14 protein-coding genes are annotated in these 21823 nt (G+C 70.0%); 12 read left to right on the forward strand and 2 right to left on the reverse strand.

All coding sequences use genetic code 11. From position 1 onward, the window contains the following. Nucleotides 1-608 precede the first annotated feature (608 nt). From OOJ91_RS22310 to OOJ91_RS22320, 3 genes are all read left to right on the forward strand, one after another. On the forward strand, nt 609-959 hold the full coding sequence (locus OOJ91_RS22310; protein ID WP_266247886.1) for a hypothetical protein: 351 nt from the start codon (nt 609-611) through the stop codon (nt 957-959). Nucleotides 960-1276: 317 nt separating this feature from the next. Next, nucleotides 1277-2023, forward strand: a complete 747-nt coding sequence (locus tag OOJ91_RS22315; protein ID WP_266247887.1) for a hypothetical protein — start codon at nt 1277-1279, stop codon at nt 2021-2023. A 74-nt stretch (nt 2024-2097) separates the two neighbouring features. Then, the gene (locus OOJ91_RS22320; protein ID WP_266247888.1) at nt 2098-3387 is read left to right on the forward strand and encodes a hypothetical protein; all 1290 of its coding nucleotides are present in this window, start codon (nt 2098-2100) and stop codon (nt 3385-3387) included. A 159-nt stretch (nt 3388-3546) separates the two neighbouring features. Here OOJ91_RS22320 and OOJ91_RS22325 read toward each other — a convergent pair whose 3' ends face one another. After that, nucleotides 3547-4623: a serine hydrolase domain-containing protein gene (locus OOJ91_RS22325; RefSeq protein WP_266247889.1), complete on the reverse strand. Its 1077-nt coding sequence runs from the start codon at nt 4621-4623 to the stop codon at nt 3547-3549. A gap of 91 nt (nt 4624-4714) precedes the next feature. Between OOJ91_RS22325 and OOJ91_RS22330 the strand changes: the two genes are divergently transcribed. From OOJ91_RS22330 to OOJ91_RS22365, 8 genes are all read left to right on the forward strand, one after another. Beyond that, entirely contained in the window at nt 4715-6190 is a 1476-nt protein-coding gene (locus OOJ91_RS22330) for a dihydrolipoyl dehydrogenase family protein (protein WP_266247891.1), read from the forward strand. 95 nt (nt 6191-6285) lie between these two features. Then, nucleotides 6286-7290, forward strand: a complete 1005-nt coding sequence (locus tag OOJ91_RS22335; RefSeq protein WP_266247893.1) for a LacI family DNA-binding transcriptional regulator — start codon at nt 6286-6288, stop codon at nt 7288-7290. 366 nt (nt 7291-7656) lie between these two features. Beyond that, nucleotides 7657-9036, forward strand: a complete 1380-nt coding sequence (locus OOJ91_RS22340; RefSeq protein WP_266247894.1) for an ABC transporter substrate-binding protein — start codon at nt 7657-7659, stop codon at nt 9034-9036. An 81-nt stretch (nt 9037-9117) separates the two neighbouring features. After that, entirely contained in the window at nt 9118-10074 is a 957-nt protein-coding gene (locus OOJ91_RS22345; RefSeq protein ID WP_439117091.1) for a carbohydrate ABC transporter permease, read from the forward strand. An 11-nt stretch (nt 10075-10085) separates the two neighbouring features. Then, nucleotides 10086-10973, forward strand: coding sequence for a carbohydrate ABC transporter permease (locus tag OOJ91_RS22350; RefSeq protein WP_266247898.1), 888 nt, complete (start codon nt 10086-10088; stop codon nt 10971-10973). 142 nt (nt 10974-11115) lie between these two features. Then, nucleotides 11116-12741 carry a glycoside hydrolase family 13 protein gene (locus OOJ91_RS22355; RefSeq protein ID WP_266247900.1) on the forward strand — a complete coding sequence of 542 codons (1626 nt, stop codon included), beginning with the start codon at nt 11116-11118 and terminating at the stop codon, nt 12739-12741. 155 nt (nt 12742-12896) lie between these two features. After that, a complete protein-coding gene (locus OOJ91_RS22360) occupies nt 12897-15803 on the forward strand; it encodes a galactose-binding domain-containing protein (protein WP_266247901.1) in 2907 nt (968 codons plus the stop codon). Nucleotides 15804-15989: 186 nt separating this feature from the next. After that, nucleotides 15990-19700, forward strand: a complete 3711-nt coding sequence (locus OOJ91_RS22365; protein ID WP_266247903.1) for a discoidin domain-containing protein — start codon at nt 15990-15992, stop codon at nt 19698-19700. Between the two features lie 30 nt (nt 19701-19730). Here the strand turns inward: OOJ91_RS22365 and OOJ91_RS22370 are convergent, their stop codons facing one another. Continuing rightward, nucleotides 19731-20501 carry a crotonase/enoyl-CoA hydratase family protein gene (locus tag OOJ91_RS22370; RefSeq protein ID WP_266247905.1) on the reverse strand — a complete coding sequence of 257 codons (771 nt, stop codon included), beginning with the start codon at nt 20499-20501 and terminating at the stop codon, nt 19731-19733. 187 nt (nt 20502-20688) lie between these two features. On the opposite strand from OOJ91_RS22370, the gene OOJ91_RS22375 reads away from it, so the two are divergent. Continuing rightward, nucleotides 20689-21543 (forward strand): DUF2231 domain-containing protein, encoded by an 855-nt coding sequence (locus tag OOJ91_RS22375; RefSeq protein WP_266247907.1) that lies wholly within the window; start codon nt 20689-20691, stop codon nt 21541-21543. Nucleotides 21544-21823: the final 280 nt, after the last annotated feature.

Here is a 21823-nt window from a genome sequence, read left to right on the forward strand (position 1 = left end):
CGACTCGGCAAAGCCCCCTCATCGGCCCGAGTCACCCGATGACCAGGTTGCCGTTTGTTCCGGACCGAACGAAAACCGGGAAAGCACTCACGCTGGCGTCTAGCGGCCATGACCGCGGTCTCCGCTGTGGCCCCGCTGAGATGGCGGGCGCTGGGACGAAGGCCTGCCCATACTTCCCCCATGTACGGCTCTCGCGGTGTTCACCGGGAACGCCAGTGCGGCTCGGTGTGCCGCCTCCGCTCCTGGCACGGTTGAAGGACCCCTTGGCGAGGGAGCGGGCGGGCCCGCTGTAGGGGGTTGGGGCCGTGCCGACTTCCGGTCGTCAAGATCGACTTGGTGAAGCACCTGCTTGATGTAGGTGGCCTGCTTCGGTGGCGACAGTTTGAGGAGGGTTGCGGTGTCGAGGTAGTGAGGCCGATTCGGGTCGTCGATCTGGACCCGGGCCCGTATGGCGTCTGGGTAGAGGAGGCGGCGTACCGCCGCGGGCAGGGGCGACCGGGGCTCGGTGTGGCGGCTGCTGCGCCGCCTCGCCACCACGGCGCAGATCCCGGTGAAGATGAGCCCCCACGTGCTGCGCCACACCTGCGCCACCCTCGCCCGCGACGCCGGTGCCCGCCTGGGAGACGTCCAGGAGCACTCGGGCACGCCGACGCACCACCACTCGCTGCTACGACCACGACGGGCAGCGCCTCGACCGTGCGACGACCTACACCCTTGCCGCGTACCTCACCGCCGCCGGCGACGCGCATTCCGACGAGCATTCCGCGGAATCGGCAGAGGGGGACCGGTATGCCCGGCCGGAGCTACGGTCCGGGTCTGTACGCTGCCTGATCTCGCCCGGCCGGGGCGAGAACGAAAGCACGCACCTGGTCGTGCTCGACGTGCTGGTGAACCTACGCGCGATCGACCCGATCGGCACCAGCCAGGTCTGGGCCGCCCGCACGCCCATACAGGGGTAGGGGAGTCCGGATCGCGGCGCTAACGCCGACTCGCCCAGCTCGACACCGACGGCCACCAGCCGTTGCTGGCCCCCACTTAGCGCGCACCCGCGTGATGATCCGATGCCCTAGGGTGACCAGCATCGTCGATGTGGACGACGAGCTGGACCACCAGGGCATGGCGATCGGGCTGATCGACGCCTTCGCCGAACGCGACGCGGCAGGTCTGGCCGCGCTCGACGCCGCTGGCCGGGCAGCGGCTACCGGGCCCGCCGGGTGTGCGAGCACGTCACCGCCGGTGGCTGAACACCCATCACGATCTTGGGGAGGACATGCACATGACCCGCCAGCTGCACGAGGTGGACTACGCCACCGCCCCCCGCTCGCCGTGGAAACGGCCGGGCACCATCGCCGCCGCCGTGCTCCTCGCCCTGGTCGTCATCGCCGGCGTGGTGGTCGCGCTGATGGGTGGCGATGATGGCGTGCCGTCGCCTGCTCCTTCGAATGCTCCGGCCTCACAGCCTGCGGGCGGCACCTCCACCGCCGCTGAGGCGCTGCCCACGGCGATTCCCACCACCGCACCCCGCGGTGTGACGTGGGAACTGGTCGGTCAAGTCGCTGCGCCCAGGAGCGCGACGGCCGGGCCCCGCCAGGTTGCGGGCGGAGTCGCGTCCGGCTACGCGCACACCCCGGAAGGCGCGCTTATCGCCGCCGCCCAGCTGGCGTTGCGCTCTGACCTCTACGCAGGCCGTGAGTCCTGGGAGCCCACCGTCACCAAGCAATTCACCCCTGGCGCCGACCGGGACCGGCTCTTGGCCATGTACGCCGAATATGATCCGGTGCCACCGGTCGAGGCAGCCGACCGCGCGACCATCGGCGGGTACCGCTACATCAGCTACTCGACTGATACGGCCGTGATTGCGATGGCGATGCGGGTACCCCGCAGCTCGGCGTGGGTCACCCTCACGCTCACCGTGCGGTGGATGGATGGCGACTGGCGCATGGTCCCGCCGCCTGGCGGTAACTGGCAGGCGCTCCAGGCCCCGGCACCAGACCTGTCCAGCGTCGTCACCTGGGGACCGTAGCCGTGGCAGATTGCGTGATCCCCACCCCGACGTGCGTCGTGGGTGGCATCGCCTCGTCGGCCGGGGACTCCATCTTGGAGAAGCTGACCAACTGGGTGTCCGAAGGGGCCGCGAAGGCACTCGGCATGGTGGTCACGGGCTGGATGAAGGCGCCCACGCTGCCGATCGCGTGCCTTCCCGGTTCGTCGCCTTCGCCTTCGCCTTCGCCCTCGGCTACGCCGACTACCTGCACGAAAACGGGGGAGGCGGTGGGCGCGGCTGCGAATTTGCAGGCTGCGACGGCATGGATCGTCGGGGCCACGGCGGTGGCAGCGCTGTTGTGGATGGCCGGGCGCTTGGTGCTGACCCCGTCGGGGCGCACCGCGGCGGAGCTCGCGAAGAACTTCGGGGCTGCGGTACTGCTGATGACGGCGGGCCTGGCCGTGGTGGAGACCCTGCGGGTCTTCGGTGACCAGTACTCGATCTGGATCATCAACCAATCGCTGGGTGTCGCACAGCCAGGTGAACAGATCGACGGCTCCAAGCTCGGAGACCGCTTGCTGTTACTCGCGCCGACCGGTGCGGCCGCCGGGACACTCGCTCCGGTACTGCTCGTGGGTGTCAGCGTCCTGCTGATCATCGTCACCATCACCCAACTGGTGATGCTGTACGGGCGAGCCGCCGCGCTGGTGCTACTGGCCGGGCTACTTCCGGTCGCGGCGGTGGTTGGCATCGCGGGCGGCGCCGGCAAGCAGATGCGGCAGCGGTACGTGACATGGCTGATCGCGATGCTGCTGTACAAACCGGTCGCAGCGACGATCTACGCCGCCGCGTTCTGGTCGGTCGGCACCGAGATACCGAAGGACCCGGACCTGATCATCAGTAACGTCATGACCGGGCTCATGCTGTTCGTCATGGCGCTGGTCGCGCTGCCCGCGCTGATGCGCCTCATCACCCCTGCCGTCGAAGCCGTCGCCGGCGGCGGAAGCAGCGCCGGCGCCGCCGTCGGCGGCGCGGCAGTCGGCCAGATCGCGCAGGGCGCGGTCCAGCTCGGTTCCTCCCGCAGCAGCAGCAGCAGCGGTGGCGGTGGTCAGGGACCGGGCAGCAACTCACCTCCAGGAGCCACGCCGAGCGGTGGCGGCATGCCACCCGCCACCCCGGGAGCCGGGGCGAGCGGGGGCGGCGCAGCAGGTGGGGCCGCCGGCGGCGGCGCAGCAGGTGGGGCGGCAGCAGGGGCAGGCGCAGGAGCCGCGGCAGCCGGACCGGTCGGGCTGGCAGTCGCGGCAGGGGTAGCAGCCGTGCAAGCCACCCAAGGCGCCATCAACAAGCTGGGAGGCACCGCCGCCGCCGGGGCAACCGGACCGTCCGGCGAACCCCCACAGTGATATGGCTGGTGCGTCGTACGTCCTGCGGCCCCTCGCCTACGGTGACGAGAACCAGGGCCCGGCACCGCCGGCGTGCCACAGTGACGGCGATCCGCGCGTGCACCGGATGACCGTGCGGTTGTCCGAGGCAAAGATGGTTACGAGCCCTGGCTGCGCTGATCACAGGCAGGAGTGCAGGGCCTCGGCCAGTTCGTCGACGCGGTCGTGGTCGGCGAGCCGCGCCGTGACGTACCCGATGGTGTAGCCGCGCACGGGGTCGGCCCACGCACTGCTGCCGCCGAGGCCGCCCATGCCCCAACTGCCGTCCGGCTCCCACTGCATGCCCAGCGTCCACCGGACCTGGCGGTCCAGCAGCACGTCCGGCCCGTCGTACTGGACCCGGGTCGCCTCGGCCACCAGTTCGGGGCTGAACAGCCGTACGCCGTCGAGGACGCCACCGGCCAGCAGGCCCGCGTAGAGCCGGGCCAGGCCGGCGGCGGTGGCGTGCAGGTTGACCGCAGGCATCTCGGCGCCCCGCCAGAGCGGGCTGTTCAGCACGGCGAGGTCGAGCCCGCCGGCCGGGTTGCCCATCGCCCGCGCCCGCAGCGAGCCGGGTTCGCCGAGCTTCCGGATCGGCCACTGGGGGTCTCCGTAGCGCAGGTCCGCGCAGCGGCGTTGGTAGGCGTCGGTCAGCCCGAAGCCGAGGTCGAGCTGCCACGGGCCGGCGATCTCGTCGGCCAGGAAGCGGCCGACGCCACGGCCGTCGACCCTGCGGACCAGCTCGCCCACCAGGTGGCCGTACGTCCAGGCGTGCTCTGCGGCCAGCGACCCCGGCGTCCACTCGGGGTCGGCGACCGCCAGGTCTCCGGCCAGCAGCGCCCAGTCGGCGATTGCGGTGGCCGGCCGGGGCACCGGGAAGGCCGGCAGCCCGGCGGTGTGCGACAACACCTGCCGCACGGTGGCCGGAGTGCGGAACTCCGGCCAGTACCGCTCGACCGGCGAGTCGAGGTCGACGCGTCCCCGGTCGACGAGCAGCAGCAGGCAGAGCGCGACCACTGGCTTGCTCACCGAGTAGACGTTGACAAGCGTGTCCGGCCGCCACGGCTGGCTTGAGGGCCCGTCGGCGGTCCGGGAGCCGCCGACCAGGTCGAGCACCGGCTGGCCGTCGTACCAGACGGTGAGGCTGGCGCCGGACTCCCGGCCGGAGGCGAAGAGGTCGTGGAAGCAGTCCCGGACGGGGTCGAAGCGTGCGTGCATCGGATCACCCTAGGCGGTGGTTCGCGCTGACGGGGTCGACTTTTCCGCGACCCCGGTGGTCGGGGCGAGGTGGCTGGGGGATGCTGTTCCGATGGCGGAGCCGGAGCTGGTGGATGTGGTCGTGGTGGGGCTCGGGGTCGGCGGCGAGGAGGTGGCCGGGCGGCTCGCCGAGGCCGGCCTGAGTGTCGTCGGCATCGAACGGGACCTCGTCGGTGGCGAGTGCCCGTACTGGGGCTGCATCCCGAGCAAGATGATGATCAGGGCCGCGAACGCCCTCGCCGAGGCGCGTCGGGTGGACGGGCTCGCGGGCGTGGCGCAGGTCCGTCCGGACTGGGCGCCGGTGGCGAAGCGGATCCGCGAGGAGGCCACCGACAACTGGGACGACAAGGTCGCGGTCGAGCGGTTCACCGGCAAGGGCGGCCGGTTCGTCCGGGGCAGTGGCCGGCTCGACGGTCCGGGGCGTGTCCGGGTCGGTGACCAGGTGTTCCAGGCCCGGCACGGCGTCGTCCTGGGCACCGGCACCCGGGCTTCGGTGCCGCCGATCGACGGTCTGGCCGGCACGCCGTACTGGACCAACCACCAGGCGATCGAGGTCGAGCAACTGCCCGGGTCGTTGCTGGTGCTCGGCGGCGGCGCGATCGGGCTGGAGCTGGCCCAGGTCTTCGCGCGCTTCGGCGTCCGCGTGACGGTGGTGGAGGCGCTGGACCGGGTGCTGGCCGTCGAGGAGCCGGAGGCGTCCGAGGTGGCCGCCGCGGCGCTGCGCGCCGACGGCGTCGAGATCCACACGGGGGTACGGGCCGAACGGGTCGCGCACGACGGCGACCGGTTCACGCTGCACGGCGTCGGGGGCGCGCAGTTCACCGCCGAGCGACTGCTCGTGGTGACCGGCCGTCGGGCGCACCTGGAGGAGTTGGGGCTGGACACCGTCGGTGTGGACGCCACCCAGCGTTACCTTCCGGTGGACGACCGACTGCACGTCACCGACGGCATCTGGGCGGTGGGCGACCTGACCGGTCAGGGCGCGTTCACCCACATCGCCATGTACCAGGCGGGGATCGTGGTGGCCGATCTGCTGGCCCACGCGCGGGAGGCGACGGCGGGGGCCGACGCCAGCGGGACCGCAAGCGTCGTCGGCGGTGCGATGGGGGCGTCCAGTTCGCTGGCCGCAAGCGGGTCGAGTGGGTCGGCCGGCACCGTGCCGCGCGCCGACTACCGCGCGCTGCCCCGGGTGACCTTCACCGATCCCGAGGTCGGTGCGGTCGGGCTGACCGAGCAGCAGGCCCGCGAGCGCGGCATCAACGTGCAGGTCGGGTTCACCAAGCTGGGCAGCTCGACGCGGGGGTGGATCCACCAGGTGGGTGACGAGGGCTTCATCAAGCTCGTCGCGGACGCCGACCAGGGCGTGCTGATCGGCGCGACGTCTGTCGGCCCGGCCGGCGGCGAGGTGCTGTCCGCCCTTGTGGTGGCGGTGCACGCGGCCGTGCCGCTGAGTCAACTGCGGCAGATGATCTACGCGTACCCGACCTTCCACCGGGCCATCGAGGACGCGCTGCGCAACCTGTCCTGACGACGCGGAAGGCGACAAGCCACAGCAAGCGGGGCGGCAAGATTTGGCCGTCTGGCTGTTCATTTCTTTCATCCTGGTGACGTACGATTGCGGCCGTGACCAAGCGGTTGACTGAAGTTGCCAAGAAGGCGGGCGTCAGCGAGGCCACCGTCAGCCGGGTGCTCAACGGTCGGGACGGGGTCTCCGAGACGACCCGGACTGCGGTGCTGACCGCGCTGGACGTGCTCGGCTACGAGCGGCCGACCAAGCTGCGCGGCGAGCGGGCCCGGTTGGTCGGGTTGGTGCTGCCCGAGTTGCAGAACCCGATCTTCCCGGCGCTCGCCGAGGTGGTCACCGGAACCCTCGCCCAGCGGGGCTACACCCCGGCGCTCTGCGCCCGCACCATCGGCGGCGTGTCCGAGATGGACTACGTGGAAATGCTCCTCGACCACCAGGTCTCCGGTGTGATCTTCGCGGGTGGCTCGTACGCGCTCGCCGACGCCCGGCACGACCACTACCGGCGGCTCACCGATCGGGGTCTTCCCGTGGTCCTGGTCAACGCCGGTGTGGACGAGCTGGGCTTTCCCCGGGTCTCCACCGACGACGCGGTGGCGGTGGAGCAGGCCTACGGGCACCTGCGTTCGCTCGGCCACGAACGGATCGGGATGGTGCTCGGCCCGGAGGGGCACGTGCCGTCCCGCCGCAAGCTGAACGCGATGGTCCAGGTCGCGGGCTGGGGCGAGGGCGACGCCGAGTGCGTCGAGCGTTCCAGCTTCTCGATGGAGGGCGCGCGGGTCGCCGCGACGAAGCTGGTCGAGCGTGGCGTGACAGGCATCATCTGTGCCAGCGACGTGCTGGCCCTGGGCACCATCCGGGCCGCCCGGCGCCTGGGTCGCGCGGTGCCGACGGACATCTCGGTGGTGGGCTTCGACGACTCCGCGTTCATGACCTGCACCGACCCGCCGCTGACCACTGTGCGGCAGCCGATCGAGACGATGGGGCAGGCCGCGGTGGACCTGCTCGTCACCCAGATCGAGGGTGCCGGCGTCCTGCAGGACGAGCTGCTGTTCGAGCCGGAGCTTGTGGTTCGCGGCTCCACAGCGCCCGCGCCCGGCCGCTGAGCGTGACCCTGCCGTACTGACCGACAGCCTGCACCGGCCGTCGACCGCTTCCTGCGGTCGGCGGCCGGTTCTTCGTGGTTGCCGGCAGTTTTTCGTGGTTGCCCACGGCGCGGGAGCGCCGCCGTTTCACCCGTGGACCAGATAGGACGGAAAGCCGCCAAACCCGGCGCAAAACACGTCACTGTCGGTGTCTGCCGTAACTATGTCGTGTCTTTTCAGCACCCCGTCGACACCTTGCTGAAATGAGTCGCCCTCGTTACAGTGACTCCACTCACACCTGGCTCCGGCGCAGCTACAGGGCGTCAGGTCGCATCACCGCAGATCAGCGCATCTCATGGAGACACCCGTTCCCGAAGGGATGGACAGATGTCCGTACCGCAATACCGAAGGGCTGCGGCGCTGGCGCTCGTGGCCGGCCTGGGGTTCAGCCTCACGGCATGCTCCACGAAGAGCGACGACAAGGGCACGACCGCCGACGGCAAGGTCACCATCACGGTCGACTGCCAGCCGGTCGGCGCCCAGAAAGAGCTGTTGAAGAACTGGAACGACGACGTCGTCGAGTTCCAGAAGCAGAACCCGGACATCGTCGTCAAGAGCGTGAGCGTCGGCGAGCAGTGCAACAACCCGCCGGACTTCACCGCCCGCCTCGCCGGCGGCACCGTGACCGACGTGTTCTACGGGTACATGACCGATCTCCAGCAGGTGCTCGACTCCGGTCAGGCGATGGACATCTCCGGAGTCGTCAACAAGGACACGATCCCCACCTGGGACAGCGTCGACCCGGCGCTCAAGGGGGCCTTCACCGACGGCGGCAAGCTCTACGCCGTCCCGGTGAAGAACTACTCGATGGGCCTGGTCTACAACAAGGTCCTGTTCCAGAAGGCCGGGCTCGACGTCAACAACCCGCCCAAGACCTGGGCGGACGTCCGGGCCGCCGCCAAGAAGATCTCCGCCCTCGGCAACGGCATCGCCGGCTACTCCGAGTACAGCGCCGGCAACACCGGCGGCTGGCACTTCACCTCGCTGCTCTACTCGCAGGGTGGCCAGGTGCTGACCCCGGACGGCAAGAAGGCCGACTTCAACAACGCGATGGGCAAGCAGGTCCTGCAGAACATCAAGGACATGCGGTACGGCGACAACAGCATGGGCTCCCGCCAGCTGCTCCAGTGGGCTGACCTGCTGACCAACGCCGGCGCGGGCAAGGTCGGCATGTTCATCGGCGCGCCGGACGCCACCCAGGCGATCGTCAGCCAGTTCCAGGGCAAGTTCCAGGACTGGGCGATGGCCCCGCTGCCCGGCCAGGACGGCGCGGCGAAGGGCACGCTCGGCGGCGGCGAGGGCTACTTCTTCAAGAAGGACCTCTCCCCGGAGCAGGTCAAGGCCGGTCTGAAGTGGATCGCGTACCAGAAGCTCACCCCGGGCAAGGGCCAGTTCGACTACGTCCGGGCCAAGCCGCAGAACTACCCGGTGGGTCTGCCCCAGCCGCTGCTGTTCGCCAACGGCAGCGAGGCGCAGAAGCAGGAACTCGAGCTGCGCAAGGCGAACGCGAACGTCGACACCACCAACTTCGCGATCTTCGAGGCGACCCCGGTACCGATCAAGGGTGAGCCGCGCAACGCGCAGGCGATCTACGCCGTCCTCGACGCCGCGATGTCCGGGGTGCTGACGAACCCGAACGCGAACATCGACGCGCTGCTCAAGACGGCCGAACAGAAGGTCAACCAGCTCCTGGCCGCCGAGAGCTGACCGGCAGGTGTGGGGGCCGGCCCGACGGCCCCCACACCCCGCGCCGCACAGTCCGCGTCACTGACTTCCGCAGGAGTTGCCTTGGCGATCACCGCCGTCCCCCAGGCCCCCAGGAAACCGGGTCGCCCGATGTCGCCGTACGCGACAGGGCCGCAGCGCACCAGCCTCGGCCGCAAGGTACGGGACAACCTCACCGGGCACGCGTTCCTGATCGGCGCCGTGCTCTGCTTCGTGGTCTTCTCCTGGTACCCGATGGTCCGCGGCATCGTCATGAGCTTCCAGCGGACCAGGCGCGGCGAGACGACCTGGGTCGGCTGGGACAACTACTCCCGTCTCATCGCCGACCCCAGCTTCTGGCCCGCCTGGAAGAACACGTTCTACTTCACGGTGCTCGCGCTCGTGCTCGGGTACGCGGTGCCGTTCTTCGTGGCGATCCTGCTCAACGAGTTCCGCCACGCCAAGGGTTACCTGCGGATCCTGGTCTACCTGCCGGTCATGCTGCCACCGGCCTCGGCGCTGTTCCTCTTCAAGTTCTACGCGTACGACCCCAGCGAGGCCGGACTGTTCAACGCGATCCTCAAGGCGCTGCACCTGCCCACGTCGCAGTGGATGCAGTCGCCGGGGATGACGATGCCGGCCATGGTGATCGCGTCCACCTGGATGAACATGGGCGGCGCGGTGCTGATCTACCTGGCGTCCTTGCAGAACATTCCCGGTGAGCTGTACGAGGCGGCGGAACTCGACGGCGCCGGGATCTGGCGGCGGATCCGCCACGTGACGATCCCGCAGACCCGGCTGATCCTCGCGCTCCTGGCGATGCTGCAGATCGTCGCCACGATGCAGCTCTTCATCGAGCCGCTGATCCTCGCCAACGGCGCGGGCGCGGAGGACTCCGCGACCTCGGTGGCGTACCTCATCTACCAGCACGGGTTCTTCCAGAACGACCTCAACGGCGCCGCCGCGCTGGGCGTGATCATGCTCGTGGTGCTTGCCGGCTTCTCCGCCGTGTACGTGCGACTGACTGCGAAACAGGACTAGGACGGCGAGGAATGGCACAGGACTCCGGGACCCGGACCCTCATCTCCCACTCCCAGCTCAACCGGGGGCGCGGCAAGGTCATCTACTGGACGCTGCTGATCGTCGTCGTCACGGGCTTCACGCTCGTCTTCCTCGGGCCGCTCTACTGGATGGTCACCGGCGCGCTCAAGTCCGGCCAGGAGATCGCGCAGACCCCGCCGTCGCTGTTCCCGAAGGACCCGCAGCCGCAGAACTACATCGACGCGTGGAACAACCTGGCCCTGGCCAAGCTGCTGTTCAACACGTTCTACTACGCGATCGGCGCGGTGCTGTTCCAACTGGTCTTCGACGCCGCCGCCGCGTACTCCCTGTCGAAGCTGCGACCGATCTTCGGCAACGTGATCCTCGGCCTGATGCTCGGGACGCTGATGATCCCGGCGATGGTCCTCATCGTGCCGCAGTACGTGACGGTGCTCGACCTGCCGATCCTGCACATCAGCCTGCTCGACTCGCCGTTCGCGATCTGGCTGCCGATGGTCGCGAACGCGTTCAACATCTTCCTGTTGAAGCGGTTCTTCGACTCGATCCCGGAGGAGCTGATGGCCGCCGCCCTGATGGACGGGGCGTCGTCGCTGCGCACGCTCTGGTCGATCATCCTGCCGCTGTCGCGTCCCATCCTCGGCGTCGTCTCGATCTTCGCGGTGACCGCGGTCTGGAAGGACTTCCTCTGGCCGAAGCTGGTCATGCCGTCGCCCGAGACCCGGACGGTGAGTGTCGGCATCTACACCTTCGCGGGTGGCACCCCGATGAACGTGGTGATCGCCGCGTCGGTCATCGCCGCCATCCCGACTGTCATCATCTTCCTGATCTTCCAGCGGAACATCATGTCCGGTCTGACCACGGGCAGCATCAAGGGATAGCCCACGACCGCATTCACCCGCGCGGCGAACAACGACCGTTCGCCCCGACACATAACCAGGTCCGGCGAACCCGCCGACGTACTGACGCAGAAAGCAGGTGCTCGTGTCCACAGCTGACAGAAGTCCGTGGTGGCGTGGAGCCGTGATCTACCAGGTGTATCCCCGGAGCTACGCCGACGGCAACGGCGACGGCATCGGTGACATCGCCGGCATCCGGTCCCGGCTGAACCACCTGTCCGCGCTCGGCGTCGACGCGATCTGGTTCAGTCCCTGGTACCCGTCCCCGATGGCCGACGCCGGCTACGACGTCTCCGACTACCGCGACATCGACCCGGTCTTCGGCACCCTGGCCGAGGTCGAGGCGCTGATCGCGGAGGCGCACGACCTCGGCATCCGGACCATCGTCGACGTGGTGCCCAACCACTGCTCCGACGCGCACCCGTGGTTCCAGGCCGCGCTGGCCGGCGGCCCGGGAGCGCCCGAACGGGACCTGTTCTGGTTCCGGCCCGGCCGGGGCCCCAACGGCGACGAACGACCCACCGACTGGATCGGCGAGTTCGGCGGCGAGACCTGGACCCGCACCACCAACCCGGACGGCACCCCCGGCGACTGGTACCTGCACCTGTTCGCTCCCCAGCAGCCCGACTTCAACTGGGAACACCCCCGGGTGCGGGCCGAATTCGAGGACATCCTGCGGTTCTGGTTCGACCGGGGCGTCGACGGCATCCGGATCGACTCCGCCGGTCTGCTGGTCAAGGACGGAGAGCTGCCGGAGGTCCGACCGGACCACCAGCACCCGTTCCACGACCTCGACGGGGTGCACGACATCTACCGGGGCTGGCGGCGGGTCGCCGACTCCTACCCGGGCGAGCGGGCGCTCATCGGTGAGGTGTGGTTGCCGGACCGGCAGCGGTTCGCCAACTACCTGCGCCCGGACGAACTGCACGCCGCGTTCAACTTCGACTTCCTGGGCTGCGCGTGGGACGCCGCGGCGCTGCGGGAGAGCATCGACGGAACGCTGAGCGCGCACGCGCCGGTCGGCGCGCCGGCTACCTGGGTGCTCTCGAACCACGACGTCACCCGGCACGTCACCCGCTACGGCCGGGCGGACACCACGTTCAGCTTCGCCGCCAAGCGCGAGGGGATCCCCACCGACCTGGAGCTGGGCAACCGCCGGGCGCGGGCCGCCGCGCTGCTGTCGCTGTCGCTGCCCGGCGCCGCCTACGTCTACCAGGGCGAGGAGCTGGGGCTCTGGGAGGTCGAGGACATCCCGTACGCGCTGCGTCAGGACCCGATGTGGGAGCGGTCCGGCCGGATCGACCCCGGTCGCGACGGCTGCCGTGTGCCGCTGCCCTGGGCCGGTGAGGAGCCGCCGTTCGGGTTCAGCCCGGACGGCGCGGCGGCGCCCTGGCTGCCGCAGCCGGCCGACTGGAAGGACCGGACGGCGCTGGCGCAGACCGGCGACGCGGCCTCGATGCTGGAGCTGTACCGGGCGGCGATCCACCTCCGGCGTGCCGAGGCGGCGCTCGGCGACGGTGAGCTGAGCTGGTTGCCCGCCCCGGACGGCGTGCTGGCCTTCAGTCGAGGCGGCGGCTTCCGCTGCCTGGTCAACCTCACCGACACCGCGGTGCCGCTGCCCGCCGACGGGGAGTTGCTGCTGGCCAGTGGCCCACTCGACGACGGTCTGCTGCCCTCGGACACGGCCGTCTGGCTGCGTACCCCCGAAGCGGTGGACGGACCGCGCACGGACGCCGCCGCCCTGACCTGATCCGACCGACGTGGTGCCGGCGGTCCCGTCCCGGCCGCCGGCACCACCCACCCGCGCACCGCGCACGACCCAGAGGAAGGAGGAACGAGGGGGAGAAACGCCACGCCGCACCGCAACGGGGGACCTGGCCTGCCTGACGAAAGGGAGCGCAGCTCATGGCCAACCACACCACCGCCACCCCGCACCACCTCCGACACCCGGCACGCGTCGGGCTGGCCGCGATCGCCGCCACCCTGCTCGCCGCCACCACGGTGACCGCCCTCGCTGTCACCGGCACCGCCACCCCGGCCTCGGCGGCCGGGTTGTCCCCCTTCGACATCTCCGGCCGGGGCGCGACAGTTCCGTTCGTCGAACAGGAGGCGGAGAAGGCTGCGCACAACGGCACGAAGATCGGCCCGGACCGTCACTACGGCACGCTGCCGTCGGAGGCGTCCGGCCGCGAGGCGGTCACCCTCGACTCCGTCGGCGAGTACGTCGAGTTCACGCTCACCGCTCCTGCCAACGCGGTCACCTTCCGGCACAGCCTGCCGGACAACTCGGCCGGCACCGGCCGGGACGCCGCCCTCGACCTACGGGCCAACGGCACCCTGCTGAAGTCGGTTCCGGTGACGTCCCGGTACGGCTGGTACTACGGCGGATACCCGTTCAACAACAACCCGGGCGACACGAACCCGCACCACTTCTACGACGAGACCCGGGCGATGTTCGGCACCACCTACCCGGCCGGTACGAAGATCCGGTTGCAGGTCTCCTCGACCGCCCAGTCGCCGACGTTCACCATCGACCTGGCCGACTTCGAGCTGGTGGGCGCACCTATCAGCAAGCCCTCCGGTGTGCTCGACGTGGTCACCGACTTCGGCGCCGACCCGAGTGGCGCGACGGACTCCACAGCGAAGTTCCAGGCCGCGGTCGACGCCGGTAAGGCCCAGGGCCGGGCCGTCTGGATCCCGACCGGCACGTTCACCCTGTGGGACCACGTGGTGGTCGACGGGGTGACCCTGCGCGGCGCCGGTCCCTGGTATTCGGTGCTCGGCGGGCGGCACCCCACCGACCGTAAGCGGGCCGCAGGCATCTACGGCAAGTACGTCTCCGGCGGCGGCTACACGGGTGAGATCCGGTCGCACGAGGCCGGCGGGCCGAGCCGCAACGTCACACTGCGGGACTTCGCCATCATCGGCGACATCCGCGAACGGGTGGACGAGGACCAGGTCAACGCCCTGGGCGGGGCGATGACCGACTCGGTGGTGGACAACCTGTGGTTGGAGAACACAAAGGTCGGGGCGTGGATGGACGGCCCGATGGACAACTTCACGATCCGCAACAGCCGCATCCTGGACCAGACCGCGGACGGGGTGAACTTCCACACCGGCGTCACCAACTCGACTGTGACAAACACGTTCGTCCGCAACACCGGCGACGACGCCCTGGCGATGTGGGCGCAGAGCGTGCCGAACGTCAAGAACTCGTTCACGCACAACACCATCGGTGTGACGCTGCTGGCGAACCACCTGGTCAGCTACGGCGGTCGGGACATCACGATCTCCGACAACGTGACTGCCGACTCGATCACCAACGGCGGTGGCATCCACGTCGCCAACCGCTACCCGGGTGTGCAGGGCGACACCGCGGTCCGGGGCACCTGGACGATCGCCCGGAACACGCTGATCCGCAACGGCAACTCGGACTACAACTGGAACTTCGGCGTCGGGGCGATCTGGTTCTCCGCCCTCAACGAGGCGTTCCAGCAGGCCACCATCAACATCACCGACACCGACATCCTGGACAGCTCGTACGCCGCCCTGCACTGGATCGAGGGCCAGACCAGCGGGATCAACCTCAACAACGTACGGATCGACGGCGCCGGCACGTACGCGCTCCAGGTGCAGGCGCCCAGCCAGGTGTCGTTCACGAACGTGCGGGCCACGAACATCGCGCAGAGCAACCCGATGCACAACTGCGTGGGCGGCGGCTTCCAGATCACCCAGGGCAGCGGCAATTCGGGCTGGTACACGTCCACCCCGTACTGCGGGCCGTGGCCGGAGCCGCAGTGGGGTGGCGGCCCCAGCAACCCGCCGACGACCGGCCCCACCACCGCGCCACCCACCACCGCTGCACCCACCACCGCGCCGCCGACCACGCCGCCACCCACCGGCGGGAACCTGGCGCTGAACCGGTCGACGACCGCGACCAGCACCAACCAGAACTACACGGCGGGCAACGCCGTGGACGGCAACGCGGGCACCTACTGGGAGAGCGCCAACAACGCCTTCCCGCAGTCGCTGACCGTGGACCTGGGCGCGGCCCGTTCGGTCGACCGGGTGGTGCTCAAGCTGCCCGCCGGCTGGGAACGCCGTACCCAGACCCTGTCGGTGCTGGGCTCCACCGACGGGTCGTCGTACGCCACCCTGGCGTCGTCCGCCGGCCGGGTCTTCGACCCCGGCAGCGGCAACACCGTCTCGATCGGTCTGCCCTCCGGTGACCGCCGCTACATCCGGGTCACCGTCACCGGCAACACCGGCTGGTCGGCCGCCCAGCTCAGCGAGATCGAGGTGTACGGCGGCACCGCCACCACGGCACCGCCGACCACCGCACCCCCGACGACGGCACCGCCGACCACCGCCCCGCCGACCACGCCCCCGCCCAGTGGCAACCTCGCGGCCGGACGGTCGGTCACCGAGACCAGCCACTCCGACGTGTACGCGGGGACCAACACGGTGGACGGCAACGCGAACACCTACTGGGAGAGCGCCAACAACGCCTTCCCGCAGTCGCTGACTGTTGACCTCGGCGCCACCCGTTCGGTGTCCCGGGTCGTGCTGAAGCTGCCGCCGTCGTCGGCGTGGCAGACCCGTACGCAGACGCTGGCGGTGCTCGGCTCCACCACCGGCTCGTCCTTCACCACTCTGAAGGCGTCCGCCGGCTACACCTTCAACCCGGCCAGCGGCAACACGGTCACCGTGACCTTCACGGCGACCAGCCAGCGATACCTGCGGCTGACCTTCACCGGCAACACCGGCTGGCCCGCCGGTCAGCTCAGCGAGTTCGAGGTCTACTCCAGCTAGGCCGACGGCCCCCGCCCGAGCTGGGCGGGGGCCACCGGTCGGGAGCCCGGCGCAGCGCGGCGCCGAGCCCGTCCGCACCCGTCCCACACCGCACCGTCCCCCACCTGTCGCGGCACGACGGGCGTACCCCTGCACCCGTCACCGGGCAACGCACCCACACCACCCCCGAAAGAGGTGTAGCCACCCATGTCGAGAAACGGCCCCACCCGAGGCACCCCGCGTACCGGCTCGCCCGGTCCCTTCCCCCGAGCCGGCCGACTGCCGGCCCGCCGACGGCTGCTCGCCGGCACGCTCGCCGGACTGCTCCTCGCCGCCGCCCCCGCCCTCACCCCCGCGAGCGCGGCAGCGACGACCAAGCCGGCTCCGGCTCCGGCTGCGGCCGGGTCCGCCCGCGCGGCCCTGCTCGCCGGGCTCTCCGCCACCATGAGCGCCAGCAGCTACAACCAGAACTACGTGGCGAGCAACGCCAACGACGGCAACGCCTCGACCTACTGGGAGAGCGCCAACAACGCGTTCCCGCAGTGGATCCAGGCCGACCTCGGCGCCACAGTGAACGTGGACCGGGTGGTGCTCAAGCTCCCGCCGTCCTCGGACTGGCAGACCCGTACGCAGACGCTGTCGATCCTCGGCTCCACGAACGGCTCGTCCTTCACCACCCTGAAGGCGTCCGGCGGCTACACGTTCGACCCGGGCACCGGCAACACGGCGACCGTCAGCTTCACCGCGGCCAGCACCCGCTACGTACGGGTGCAGGTCACCGGCAACTCCGGCTGGCCGGCCGCCCAGTTGTCCGAGGTCGAGGTGTACGGCGCCAGCGGCAGCACCGACACCCAGGCCCCCAGCGCCCCCGGCAACCTGGCCTACACCCAGCCGGCCAGCGGCCAGATCCGCCTCACCTGGTCGGCGTCCAGCGACAACGTGGGCGTGACCGGGTACGACGTGTACGCGAACGGCGGGCTGCGCGGCAGCGTCAGCGGCTCGACGCTCACGTACACCGACAGCCAGTCGGACAGCGCCACCGTCTCGTACTACGTGCGGGCCAAGGACGCGGCCGGCAACCAGTCGTCGAACAGCAACACGGTGACCCGGACCGGCACCGGCACCCCGCCGACCGGCACCAACCTGGCGGTCGGCAAGCCGATCACCGCCTCCGGGTACGTGCACACGTTCGTGGCCACCAACGCCAACGACAACAACGTGGCCACCTACTGGGAGGGCAACGGCAACCCGAGCACGCTCACCGTGCAGCTCGGCGCGAACGCCAGCCTCAGCCAGGTCGTGTTGAAGCTCAACCCGGACTCCTCCTGGGGCACGCGTACCCAGAACATCACGGTGTTGGGCCGGGACCAGGGCTCGTCGACCTTCACCACCCTGGTCGGCGCGGCGAACTACACCTTCAACCCGTCCAGCGGCAACACGGTGACCATCCCGGTCTCCGGCGCCGCGGCCGACGTACGGCTCTCGATCGCCTCGAACTCCGGCGCACCGGCCGGGCAGGTGGCCGAGTTCCAGGTCATCGGCACCCCCGCGCCGAACCCGGATCTCACAGTGACAGGCATGTCGGTCAGCCCGTCCGCGCCTGTGGAGACGAGCACCATCTCGCTCTCGGCCACCGTGCGCAACGCCGGCTCGGCCGCCTCCGGGGCCACCAACGTCAACTTCTACCTGGGCTCCACCCGGGTCGGCACCGCGTCGGTCGGCGGCCTGGCGGCCGGCGCCTCGACCACTGTCAGCGCGAGCATCGGCACCCGCGACGCGGGCAGCTACCCGCTCAGCGCGAAGGTCGACGAGGCCAACGCCGTCGTCGAGCAGGACGACACCAACAACAGCTACTCCAACCCGAGCCCGCTCGTGGTGAGCCCGGTCGCCACCAGTGACCTGGTCGCCTCTGCGGTGGCCTGGTCGCCGGGCAACCCGTCGGCAGGCAACACGGTCACCTTCTCCGTGTCGATCCGCAACGCCGGCAGCGTGGCGTCCGCGTCCGGGTCGCACGGCATCACGCTCACCGTGCTCAACGAATCGGGCACCGTGGTCCGTACCCTGACCGGCTCGTACTCCGGTGTGATCAACGCCGGGGCCACAGTCGGCCCGGTCAACCTGGGCACCTGGACGGCCGCGAACGGCAAGTACACGGTCCGGGTCGTGCTCGCCGCCGACAGCAACGAACTGCCGGTCAAGCAGGGCAACAACACAAGTGACCGGCCGCTCTTCGTCGGTCGCGGCGCCAACATGCCGTACGACATGTACGAGGCCGAGGACGGCGTGGTCGGCGGCGGCGCGGCTGTCGTGGGCCCGAACCGGACCGTCGGCGACGTGGCCGGTGAGGCGTCCGGCCGGCGTGCGGTGACCCTCAACTCGACCGGCAGCTACGTCGAGTTCACCACCCGGGCCAGCACCAACACCCTCGTCACCCGCTTCTCCATCCCCGACGCGTCGGGCGGCGGGGGCATCAACTCGACGCTGAACATCTACGTCAACGGCACGTTCCACAAGGCCATCGACCTGACGTCCCGCTACGCCTGGCTGTACGGCAACGAGACCGGCCCGGGCAACTCGCCGAGCGCGGGTGGACCGCGGCACATCTACGACGAAGCCAACGTCATGCTCAACTCGACGGTCCCGGCCGGCAGCAAGATCCGCCTCCAGAAGGACTCGGCCAACACCACCAACTACGCCATCGACTTCATCAACACCGAGCAGGTCTCGCCGATCGCGAACCCGGACTCGGCCCGCTACGCGACGCCGGCCGGCTTCACCCACCAGGACGTGCAGAACGCCCTGGACCGGGTGCGGATGGACACCACAGGCAACCTGATCGGGGTGTACCTGCCCGCCGGCACCTACTCCACCTCGTCGAAGTTCCAGGTGTACGGCAAGGCGGTCAAGGTGACCGGCGCCGGGCCCTGGTACACCCGGTTCAACGCCCCCTCCGGCCAGGAGAACACCGACATCGGCTTCCGGGCCGAGAACTCGGCGGCCGGATCGTCGTTCGCGAACTTCGCCTACTTCGGCAACTACACCTCGCGCATCGACGGGCCGGGCAAGGTGTTCGACTTCGCCAACGTGTCGAACATTGTGATCGACAACATCTGGGCCGAGCACCAGGTCTGCCTCTACTGGGGCGCCAACACCGACTACATGACGATCAAGAACTCGCGGATCCGCAACCTGTTCGCCGACGGCGTCAACATGACCAACGGCAGCACCAACAACCTGGTCAGCAACAACGACGCCCGGGCCACCGGCGATGACAGCTTCGCGCTGTTCTCGGCGATCGACTCGGGCGGCGCGGACATGCGGGACAACATCTACGAGAACCTGTCCTCGACCCTGACCTGGCGGGCCGCCGGTGTCGCCGTCTACGGCGGCTACGGCAACACGTTCCGCAACATCTACATCGCGGACACGCTCGTCTACTCAGGCATCACCATCAGCTCGCTCGACTTCGGCTACCCGATGAACGGATTCGGCGCGAGCCCGCCGACCCGTTTCGAGAACATCTCGATCGTGCGTGCCGGTGGACACTTCTGGGGAGGGCAGACCTTCCCGGCGATCTGGGTCTTCTCCGCCTCGAAGGTGTTCCAGGGCATCCGGGTCAGCGACGTGGACATCGTCGACCCGACCTACAGCGGCATCATGTTCCAGACCAACTACGTCGGTGGGCAGCCGCAGTTCCCGGTCACCGACACGGTCTTCACCAACATCTCGATCAGCGGCGCCCGCAAGAGCGGTGACGCCTACGACGCCAAGTCCGGCTTCGGCATCTGGGTCAACGAGATGCCCGAGTCCGGGCAGGGGCCGGCCGTCGGGTCGGTGACCTTCAACAACCTGCAGTTGAGCAACAACGCGGTGGACATCAGGAACACCACCTCGACCTTCACCATCAACCGCAGCTGACCCACCCCGCACCGGATGCCGCCGGGAGGTTCACCCTCCCGGCGGCATCGCGCCGTGCCGGCCCTCGCCGGCCGCGAACCGGGCTGCCCCGGCCGCCGCGTCGGTGGCCAGCGAATCCAACCCGTACGCCAACTCGGTCGCCAGCGCCTCCGACTCGGGCCGTCCGGCGCCGGCCAGCACCGCCGCCCGGTCGTTGCGCAGGCAGGTCTGCGGATGCCTGGCGATCGCCGCCGCCAGTTCCTCGGCTGCCGCCCGTGCCTGGCCCGGCGGCACCACCCGGTTGACCAACCCCATGGTGTACGCCTCGTCGGCGGGCACCGCCCGCCCGGTGAGGATCAGGTCCAGGGCGCGGCTCTCACCGATCAGCCGAGGTAGCCGGACCGTTCCGCCGTCGACAAGCGGCACTCCCCAGCGTCGGCAGAACACTCCGAGCGTGGCGTCGGACTCGGCGACCCGCAGGTCGCACCAGAGCGCCAGCTCCAGGCCGCCGGCCACCGCGTACCCGGAGATCGCCGCGATCACCGGCTTGCTCAACGCCATGCGGGTCGGACCCATCGGGCCGTCGCCCTCCGGCTCGACCCGGTTGCCGCTCGGCGTGCCGATCGCCTTGAGGTCGGCGCCTGCGCAGAACGTGCCGCCGGCACCCCAGAGCACGGCCACCGCGGCCTCCGGATCGGCGTCGAAGGCGCGAAACGCGTCCGCCAGTGCCCGCGCGGTAGGCCCGTCGACGGCGTTCCGCGCGGCCGCCCGGTCGAGCACCACAGTGGTAACCGCACCAGCCCGCTCCACCCGCACACCCATCGAACCAGCATGCCCGCCCGGCCCCACCCCCGCAATCCCCGCCGATCTTGCACCCTCGGTCTGCCGGTTCGCGGCGTATGTCCCGGATTCTTGGAGCAGAACGTGCAAGATCGGCGGCGTGGGTCGGCGCAGCAGCTTTGTCGCCGCCGACCGGTTTGCGACGGCGATCGCCGGGAAGTCGGTACTCGTGCGAGCACTTTTGACGAAAGTCGAGCAGGACTCCCGGCTGGACCGCGCGGGTGACCGGTTGCAGAAGGTGGTCCTCGGCACGCTGCGACCGCGGCGGCTGCGGGACCTACTGCACGGTGTGACGTTGGGGCATCCGCTGCATCCGGCGATGGTGCAGGTGCCGGTCGGCGCGTGGATCAGCGCCGCCGTGCTGGACCTGATGCCGGGTCAGCGCCGGCCGGCCACCGTACTGGTCGGTCTGGGCACCGTCAGCGCGCTGCCGGCGGCGGTCGCCGGTCTGAACGACTGGGCGGCGCTCTCCCGGGACCAGCGCCGGGTCGGCCTGGTGCACGCCGCCGCGAACACCGTCGGCGTCGGCCTCTACGCCGGCTCGCTGGCGGCAAGGCTCTCCGGGCGGCACGGCGTCGGTCGGGCGCTCGGCTTCCTCGGCCTCTCCGCCGTCAGCCTCGGCGCGTACATCGGTGGCCACCTGGCGTACAAGCAGGGCGCTCAGGTCAACCAGAGCGTGTCCGAGCTGCACCGGATGACCGACGGCTGGCACTCGCTTGCCGACATGGCCACGCTGCCGCAGCGCACACTGATCACCCGGGAGGTCGACGACGACATCTCGGTGATCCTCTACCGCCACGGTGACGAGGTCACCGTGATGCTGGAGCGCTGCCCGCACCAGAGCGGACCGCTCGGCGAGGGCGAGGTCCAGGAGATCGACGGCCACGCCTGTGTGGTCTGCCCGTGGCACGGCAGCGCGTTCCGACTCAACGGCGGCGAGGTCATGCAGGGGCCTTCCGGCAACGACCAGCAGATCCTGCCCACCCGGATCCAGGACGGCGTCCTCCAGGCCCGCCTGCCCTGACAGGCTCTGCCAAGAGCGACCCGGCGGCGTTGGTGTTTCTCGGGCCGTCGGGTTGGTGTTGCCTTGACCGGGCGGCGTCGGTGTTCCCGGGCCGTCGGGGGGTGTCGCTCTCACGCTGACGGCGTCGGCGTTCCCGGCCGTCGGGCTGCTGTTGGCTTGACCGGGCGGCGTCGGTGTCCCGGGCCGTCGGGGTGGTGTTGCTCTCAGTCGGTATACCTCAGAGTCATAAGTATGCCTCTGAGGTATACCGCTCTCCGGACCATCGGCCGCCGGTCGCGAT

Source organism: Micromonospora lupini, assembly GCF_026342015.1.
Taxonomy (GTDB): Bacteria; Actinomycetota; Actinomycetes; order Mycobacteriales; family Micromonosporaceae; genus Micromonospora; species Micromonospora lupini_B.

Excerpts from the sequence above, each read along its gene's own strand:
- OOJ91_RS22315 (WP_266247887.1), top strand. The coding sequence starts at position 1,277 with ATGACCCGCCAGCTGCACGAGGTGGACTACGCCACCGCCCCCCGCTCG.
- OOJ91_RS22325 (WP_266247889.1), bottom strand. The coding sequence starts at position 4,623 with ATGCACGCACGCTTCGACCCCGTCCGGGACTGCTTCCACGACCTCTTC.
- OOJ91_RS22330 (WP_266247891.1), top strand. The coding sequence starts at position 4,715 with ATGGCGGAGCCGGAGCTGGTGGATGTGGTCGTGGTGGGGCTCGGGGTC.
- OOJ91_RS22340 (WP_266247894.1), top strand. The coding sequence starts at position 7,657 with ATGTCCGTACCGCAATACCGAAGGGCTGCGGCGCTGGCGCTCGTGGCC.
- OOJ91_RS22350 (WP_266247898.1), top strand. The coding sequence starts at position 10,086 with ATGGCACAGGACTCCGGGACCCGGACCCTCATCTCCCACTCCCAGCTC.
- OOJ91_RS22360 (WP_266247901.1), top strand. The coding sequence starts at position 12,897 with ATGGCCAACCACACCACCGCCACCCCGCACCACCTCCGACACCCGGCA.
- OOJ91_RS22365 (WP_266247903.1), top strand. The coding sequence starts at position 15,990 with ATGTCGAGAAACGGCCCCACCCGAGGCACCCCGCGTACCGGCTCGCCC.
- OOJ91_RS22370 (WP_266247905.1), bottom strand. The coding sequence starts at position 20,501 with ATGGGTGTGCGGGTGGAGCGGGCTGGTGCGGTTACCACTGTGGTGCTC.